Consider the following 7,875-nt stretch of genomic DNA (forward strand, 5'->3'; position numbering starts at 1 on the left):
CTGACCCGACCTCAATGGATCAGGTGCTGGGCCACCTTCTTCAACAGGATGTCACGGTTGAAGGGCTTGGCCACGAAGTCCACCGCACCGGCCTTGCGGCTGTCCACGATCACCTGTTTTTCCGTTTGGCCGGTCAGCATGATCACGGGAATGTCCTGGCTCAAGGCACTGCCCTTGAGCTCGCGCGTGAGCAGGATGCCGTCGGAGTCGGGCAGCTTGAAGTCCATCAGGATCAGGTCGGGACGGTTGAACATGAGGAACTGTTGGGCGTCCAATGCCGTGCCGACCGAGTGCACGTCGTAACGCGCGGCGGTGAGCAGCTGTGTCAGCAGGCGCCGCATGAACTCGTCGTCGTCCACCACCAGCAGATGCGGGCGGCTCACCTTGGCGTGTTGCACCAGATCGCGTGCGGCCTGCAACGGTTCGGCCAGCTCCGCTGTGATGGTGTCGACCCAGTCGCGCATGGGTTGCGCTGCCTGCACCACCTCTTCCAGCGTGGGAATGAGCGCTTCGCGCTGCAGCTTGTCAAAGGCCTGCCCGACGCGCGAGGCATCGCTCGCGGTCAGCGCGTTGTCCAGACCGGTGGCCAGGATGCGCTCGGACAGTCCCCCCATGGCCCGACTGACCGATGCCTGGGCCTGGCGCGCGGTGTTTTGCGCGTTCTGCGCGTGCACCCGTCCCAGCCGGACCTGCTGGGCCAGCTGGTCTTCCAGCGTTTCGGCGCGGCGTGCCAGCGTGGCCAGCTCCGACAGCGGCGCCAGCGCCAGCTCCTGGTCCAGTGCGCCAAGTGCCAGGTGCACCGACATCGCCAGGCGCTTGGCATCGTGCACCAACGGCCAGAACAGCACATAGTCGTCGAACACCTCCTGCAGGCAGAGGTCGAATGCGCGCCTCACGCTCTCCTTGTCGCACAGCAGCAGCGTGCGATGCGTGAGCAACTGGATCACCTCGCTGCGCCGGTACAGGCCGAGGTAAAAACGTTCACAGGCTTCCAGCGACTTGAAGGCCAGCACCAGCACCTGGGGCTTGACGCGGTCGAACACCGCGTCCGACTTCATCGGATCGGTCGTGGCCTCCACGTGGGGGTAACGGTCGCGCAGCATGCTGCACACCTGTTCGGCGTCCACTGCGTTGTCGCCAACGACGAGGATGCGGGCTTCTCTGTGGTTCATGGCGGATCGCTCAGTGAGCAGCGTCTGAACGCTGCATGCCCTCATGACCGGACAAGCTGGTCATCACATGGGCCAATGCGTCCTCCATCTGGGCGGTGAGGCGGTGCATTTCGGTGGTGCTGCACGTGGGGTCGGCGCGCTCGATGCGATCGCAACAGGTCGCCAGCGACACCGCGCCAATGGCCCGTGCGGACGATTTGAGACGGTGCGCCAGATCACCCAGCGCGACCACGTCGGCACGGTTGGCGGCGCGGCGCATTTCGTCCATGGTGTTGAGCGCGGAGATCACAAAACGCTGGCGAAAATCCACCAGCAGCGCGGGGTCGTTGCCCACCAGGCGTTCCAGCGCCTGGTCGTCGTAGGCGCAAAGCCCCAGCTCGACCTCCATCACGTCCACTTCCTCGCAGTCCACCGGGTCGAACGACGGCGGTGTTTGTGCATCTTCTGTCGGCAACCAGCGTTTGAGCATCTCGCCCAGCGCGTTGGTCTGCACCGGTTTGCTCAGGTAGTCGTCCATGCCGGCGGCGCGGCAGCGGTCGATCTCGCCACTCAGTGCATTGGCCGACAAGGCCACGATGGGCATGCGCGCATCGCCCGTCTCTTCGCTGCGGATGGTGGTGGCCAGCGTGTAGCCGTCGATGCCGGGCATGTGAAGGTCGGTGAGCAGCAGGGCATGGCGCTGCATGGCATGTCCGGCGCGCCAGAGCGTCAGTGCCTCCAGCCCGTCGCTGACCATTTCCACCGCCACGCCCAGCAGCGCAAGCTGGTGACCGATCACTTTCTGGTTGATGGCGTTGTCCTCGGCCACCAGCACCAGCGGGCCACCCGATGGTGCGAAGTGCGGCCCGGTCTGTGTGGTCACAGGGGGGCTGTCGTCCACCGCGTGGCGTGGCGCCAGCGTCGGTTCGAAGGGCAAGGTCACGGTGAACGAGGATCCCTGGCCCTCCACGCTCTCGACGTCGACCCAGCCGCCCATCAGGCCAGCCAGGCGTTTGCAGATGGACAGGCCCAGTCCGGTGCCGCCGAAGCGGCGTGTGGTGGCGCTTTCACCCTGGACGAAGGGCTGAAAGATGCGCTGCAAGGCTTCCGGCGCCATGCCGATGCCGTTGTCGACCACGCTGAGCTGCAGGTGCCCGGGCAGGTCTGCGCCGCACGGCTGCACCCGCAGCACCACCTGGCCTGGACGGCCCGTGCCGACCGAGAACTTGATGGCGTTGCCCAGCAGGTTGTTGAGGATCTGGCGCAGACGCCCGGCGTCACTCAGGATCCAGTCCGGCAAACCGTCGGCCACGTCCACCTGCAGTTCGACCCGGTTCGCGGTGGCCGTGGGGTGCAGGGCGTCACACACGCTGTCGGTCAGCCGCACCAGGGCGACCGGCGCACGCTCCAGTTTGAGCTGGCCCGCTTCAATTTTCGAGAAGTCCAGGATGTCGTCGATGATGGTCAGCAAGGCCTGTGCCGATTCGCTCACGGTGTCGGCCAGGTCGCGCTGGTAGGGCGACAGCGTGGAGCGCTGCAGCAAATCGAGGCTGCCCACCACCCCATTCATGGGCGTGCGGATTTCGTGGCTCATGGTGGCGAGGAACGCACTCTTGGCTTCGCTGGCGGCCTCGGCTGCGCGGCGTGCGGCCACCAGCGCCACGGTGCGCTGCTCCACCAGGTCCTCCAGGTGGTGCTGGTGCTGCTCCAGTTCGTCCATGAGGCGCCGCTTCTCGGTCACATCCAGCATCAAGGCCATGTACTCTGTCACACGCCCGCGGGCGTCGCGAATGGGGGTGACGGTCGCGTCTTCGACATATTCCTCGCCGTTTTTCCGGCGATTGAAGAGCATGCCGCGCCAGGGACGGCCGGACAGCAAGCGATCCCACATGCGGTTGTAGGTCTCGCGCGGGGTGTTGCCCGACTGCAGCAGCCGCGGATTGCGCCCCAGCAGTTCCTCCATGGTGTAGCCCGAGCTGGACAGGGTGGCGGCGTTGACGTACTGGATGTTGCCTTCCAGATCGGTGATCACGATGCTTTGTGCGCTTTGCTCCACCGCCATCGACAGCAAGCGAACCTCCTGCTCCTGCGCGTGGCGTTCGGAAATGTCGCGCATGACGACCACAAAACGCTGGTCCACCGCGCGGGTGCTCATCTCGGCCATGAAGCTGCTGCCGTCGCGCCGCAACACTCGCCAGTCGCCCAGGCGCTCGTCGCCCTTGAGCACCTTGAGCGCTGCACGCTTGAGCCGTGGGTGCTCATGGGCGGGCAACAGATCGTGCAGCCGCATGCGGCGCAGGTCGTCGGCGCTGTGGCCCAACATGCGCGCGGTGGCGCGATTCACTTCGATCACCTGGTGGTTGCGGTCCAGCAGCAGGATCCCGTCTCCCATCTGGTCAAACAGCTCGCGGCGCTCGCTGCCCGCGCGTTGCAGCTGCTGGTGGACCAGCTGGGTGCGCAGCCAGTGCTCGGCCACACGCGCCAGGTCCTTGAGCAGCCGGCGCTGATCGTCGGTGAGCTGGCGCGGCCGGTGGTCGATGGCACACAGGGTGCCCATGGACTGACCTTCCACCGACAACGGCACGCCGGCATAGAAGACCACCCGCGGGTCACCGGTCACCAGCGGGTTGTCGGCAAATCGGGCATCCAGCCGGGCATCGGGCACCTCGAACAGGTCGGTCTGCAGGATGGCGTGGGCACAAAATGCGAGCTCGCGCGGCGTCTGCTGTGCGTCCAGCCCATGGCGCGCCTTGAACCACTGGCGGTGCTCGTCGACCAGCGTGACCAATGAGACCGGACACCCGAGGAGACCAGCAGCGGTGCGCACCAGGCCGTCGAGCACGGGGTCGGGCGGCGTGTCGAGCACATCCAGCGCGCTCAGGGTTTCCAGGCGCAGGGATTCTTGAGGTGGCAGAGGTGCGGATGGCATGGCGGTGTCTCAGAGAGGGGGGGAGCGCAAGTCGGCCAAGGAAGCGAACGCCTGCTTGAGCTGAAGAATGGACGGGCGGTTGCAGTCGGTGCCGGCGCCGGGTGCGCTGTCCTGCGAGTCGTCAAACACATGCACCAGCGCCTGCGGCGCGGCGCGCGCCAGAAACCGCTTCAGCGCCGGCACGAGCACGCTGTCCAGCGACAGGTCGAGCACCAGCAAATCGGTCTGCAGCCGCGTGGCGCGGGACATGGCGTCGTAGTAGGAGTCGACCATCTCGATGCGGCAACCCGGCAGATGCTTCTGCACACAGCCCTTCAGCAGGGTCTGACGCCCGGGGTCGTCCACCACCAGCAGCACGCGGCATGGCGCAGCATCCGGTTCAAGAGTCGCAAGGCGTTCAACAGACCACGAGGAGGACACGGAAGCTCTCGATGACGGTCGTCCGGGCCCAGCGAGCCACCTGAACAACAACCGTGACCCAATGTAAAAAGACCCCCGCTTCAGGTCTGTGGGGAGTTCTCGATGCACCGTGTGGGTTGACCTTGTGCACCGGCCACTTGTGTGTGACAACGCACAACATGCCGTTGTGGCCCCCCCACAGATCAGGCGTTGTCGGCGTCGATCAGGCCATGGCGGATGGCAAAGCGGACCAGGGCGGGCACGTCGGGTGTGGCCAGCTTGGCCATGATGCGGCTGCGGTACGAGTCCACCGTTTTGGGCGACAGGTGCAACGCGCGCCCGATCTCGGCGCTGGACTGCCCCTGCACCACCATCAGCACGATCTGGCGCTCGCGCACCGACAGCGTGTCCAGCGCTCCGTCACCCGGCGCCGTGAGGCCCTGCACCGCGAGGTCGGCCACATCGGAGCCCAGGAAGCGCTGGCCCTTGTCCACCGCGTCCACGGCTTCCAGCAGTTGGGAAGCGGGGGAGCCCTTGAGCACATAACCCGCTGCGCCCAGCCGCAGGGCCTCGGCCACATGGCGCGGCTGGGCCGACATGGTGAGCACGATGGCGCGCACCTCGGGTGCGCGGCGCTGCAGCTCGGTCAGCAACTCGAAGCCCGAGCGCTGACCCAGGTGCAGATCGAGCAGCACCACCACAGGCCCGAGCCCGCGCAGTTCGGCCAGCGCCTGCGTCGGGTCGGCCGACTCGCCCACCACCTGGTGCCCCGCAGCCTGCAGCACCGCCCGCAAGCCGTCGCGCAACAGGGTGTGGTCGTCAACGAGATAGAGCAGGCTCATGAACGCGGCGCCTCCCAGTGCAGGGTCACACGGGTGCCGCCGGTGTTTTCGGCCGTCACGGAAAAGCGCGCACCGATCGAGATCGAGCGCTCGCGCATGCCCACCACGCCCAGGTGGCCAGGGCGGCCGAGCTGCATGTCCTGCGGAATGCCCACGCCGTCATCAATCACATCCAGGTGCAGGGCGCCCACATCCCCGTCCAGCAACACCCGGATCAGGGAAGACCGGGCGTGCAGGCGTGCATTGGCAATGGCCTCGCGCACCACCATGAAGGCGCTGTATTCCACGTCCACGGGCCAGCGTTGCCGCACCAGGCCGTCGGCAACTTCCAGCAGCACATCGGCACCCACCGCCCGCAGGGTGGTGCGGATCTCGTTGTCCAGCGCTGCCGCCAGGCCCTGTTCCTCCAGCAGGGGCGGACGCAGATCGGCCAGCACTTCCCGCACATCGCGCACCGCCTGCGCCAGCATCCGGGCCAGTTGCCGGCACTGCTCGGCCAGCGCCGGTGGCAGGGTGTCGCCCGCCGTGGTCACCACCGCGTCAAGGTTCAGGCGCGCCACGGCCAGCGACTGGCCCAGGTTGTCGTGCAGCGCCTGCGCCACCCGCCGGGTGGTGTTCTTCTCCTGCATGAGCAGGCGTTGGGTGAGTTCGGAAAGTTCGAGCTGGTAGGTCAGCAGCGCGTTGCGGGCAGCCACCCGATCGGCGATGTCGCGCAGCACCGCGATGTAGCGTTTTGAATCGAGCGCCCGGGTGCGCACCTCCACCGGCAAACGGCTGCCGTCGCGGCGCAGGATGGTCCACTCCACCAACCGCCCCGGGCCCTGGGGATCCTCCAGCAAGGTGTCCAGCGTCAGGTCGGGCTGCTGGTCCACCAGCAGGGACTGCAGCGACATGTCGGCCAGACTGTCGCCTTCGTGGCCCAACATGACCAGGGCCTGCGGATTGGCATCGAGGATGCGGTTGTTGCTGTCGATCAGCAGCACACCGTCGGCCAGTTGCTCGAACAGTCTGCGACGGTAGGCTTCCGATTCGCGCAGCGCGGCTTCGGCCTTCTTGCGCGGGGTGATGTCAACCGTGGTGCCCGCCATGAAAACGGCCCGGCCTGCGTCGTTCCATTCGGCTTGTCCATGAATGTGCATCCAGCGCCACTCGCCTCTGGCGTTGCAGACGCGAACCTCCAGGTCGAACGGTTCGCGCTGTTTCAGGTGGCGAAGCATCGCCTCGCGGTGCCGGGCGAGATCGTCGGGATGTGTCATGGCGCCCAGACGACCGCGGTACCCCGATGACGGCATCGGCTCCAAACCGAGTTGCCGCCAGAAATCGTCACTGAAGCTGAGCCGGTCGCTGACGAGATCCCAGTCCCACACCTGGCCGCCCGAAGCGGCCAGCCGGTAGCGCTGTTCACTGCGCCGCAGGCTGGCTTCGCTGGCGCGCAAGGCCTGTTCGCTTTCCGCCAGATCGGTCACGTCCAGCGCAATGCCCTGCACATAGGCGGGGCTTCCATCATCGGGATCAATGCGCCGCGACCGATCACGAAAGTGGCGCCACTGGCCTTGCGCATCCATGAGCCGGTATTCGACCTGGTTCTCGTTTCCGGCTTCATGGTTCGCAGACAGCGCGCGCATCACGCGTTCGGTGTCGTGCGGATGCAGTTTGCTCGCCCAGGCATGGGGGTCGGCCAGCCATTCATTCACCGTGTAGCCCAGGCGGTTGATGTAGGGACTGACATACAAGGCCGGGAACGGTGGCTCGAAACCTGCGCGGTAGATCAAGGCGGGCATCTGTTCGGCCAGCAGGCGGAAATCGCGCTCGCGGTCGAGCAGCAGTTGCTCGAACAGCTTGCGTTCGGTGATGTCGTTGCAGAAGATCGACAGCCCCTCGGGCGACGGAAACACCCGGACCTCGATCCACTTGTCAAACGGTGCGTAAAAGGCCTCAAAAACGTCCGGCGTCTGGGTCCGCAGAGCCTTGGTGTAGGCATGGTGGAAGGCCCGGCCCTGCTCCAGCTCGTACTCGTCCCAGATGTAGCGGCCGATCAACTGCTCGACCTGGCTGCGCTGCAACAGAAGCAGGGCAGGTGCATTGAGGTAAGTGAAACACAGGTCGTTGTCCAGCGCGATGATGGCGTCACCCACGCGGTCGATGACACGGTTGAGCAGCTGGTGGGCCGCCTGCGACTCGGTGCGGGCCTGCTGGGCCTGCCGCTCCAGCAAGAGCCGCTCGGTCACTTCGTTGACCACCACGAGCCGTGCCGCCCGGCCCTCCCAACGCAGGTCGCTGGACGTGACCTCCACATCGATCACACCACCGTCTTTCAGGGCGTGCTGCCAGCGGCAGGTCAACCGCAAGCCATCGGTGCCCACGGGATCGCTGTCGATCTGCTCTGCGGTGAGTCGTTGGCCCTGCGGCGTGCGCCGGATGTCCATGATGGTGAACCGCAGGAATTCTTCGCGCGTGTATCCGTAGCGCGTGATGGCCGCCGCGTTGACGGCCAGCATGCGCTTGCTGTCCTGGTCGAACACCCACATGGGCTGGGGATGGGCGTCGAACAGCA

At 66.2% G+C, this 7,875-nt stretch carries 5 protein-coding genes; all 5 read right to left on the bottom strand.

Annotation, left to right across the window (positions count from 1 at the left end):
• Nucleotides 1-11: 11 nt before the first annotated feature.
• A complete protein-coding gene (locus Q0C59_RS17075; RefSeq protein WP_291217759.1) occupies nucleotides 12-1,172 on the bottom strand; it encodes a PleD family two-component system response regulator in 1,161 nt (386 codons plus the stop codon).
• A gap of 10 nt (nucleotides 1,173-1,182) precedes the next feature.
• Nucleotides 1,183-4,080, bottom strand: coding sequence for a PAS domain S-box protein (locus tag Q0C59_RS17080; protein WP_291217761.1), 2,898 nt, complete (start codon nucleotides 4,078-4,080; stop codon nucleotides 1,183-1,185).
• Nucleotides 4,081-4,089: 9 nt separating this feature from the next.
• A complete protein-coding gene (locus Q0C59_RS17085) occupies nucleotides 4,090-4,500 on the bottom strand; it encodes a hypothetical protein (protein WP_291217764.1) in 411 nt (136 codons plus the stop codon).
• Nucleotides 4,501-4,682: 182 nt separating this feature from the next.
• Nucleotides 4,683-5,321 (bottom strand): response regulator transcription factor, encoded by a 639-nt coding sequence (locus Q0C59_RS17090; protein WP_291217767.1) that lies wholly within the window; start codon nucleotides 5,319-5,321, stop codon nucleotides 4,683-4,685.
• A partial coding sequence (locus Q0C59_RS17095) for a PAS domain S-box protein (protein WP_291217768.1) occupies nucleotides 5,318-7,875 on the bottom strand: 2,558 nt, incomplete at its 5' end. The genes Q0C59_RS17090 and Q0C59_RS17095, both read right to left, overlap by 4 nt.

It is taken from the genome of Hydrogenophaga sp. (assembly GCF_022844385.1).
GTDB lineage: Bacteria > Pseudomonadota > Gammaproteobacteria > Burkholderiales > Burkholderiaceae_C > Hydrogenophaga.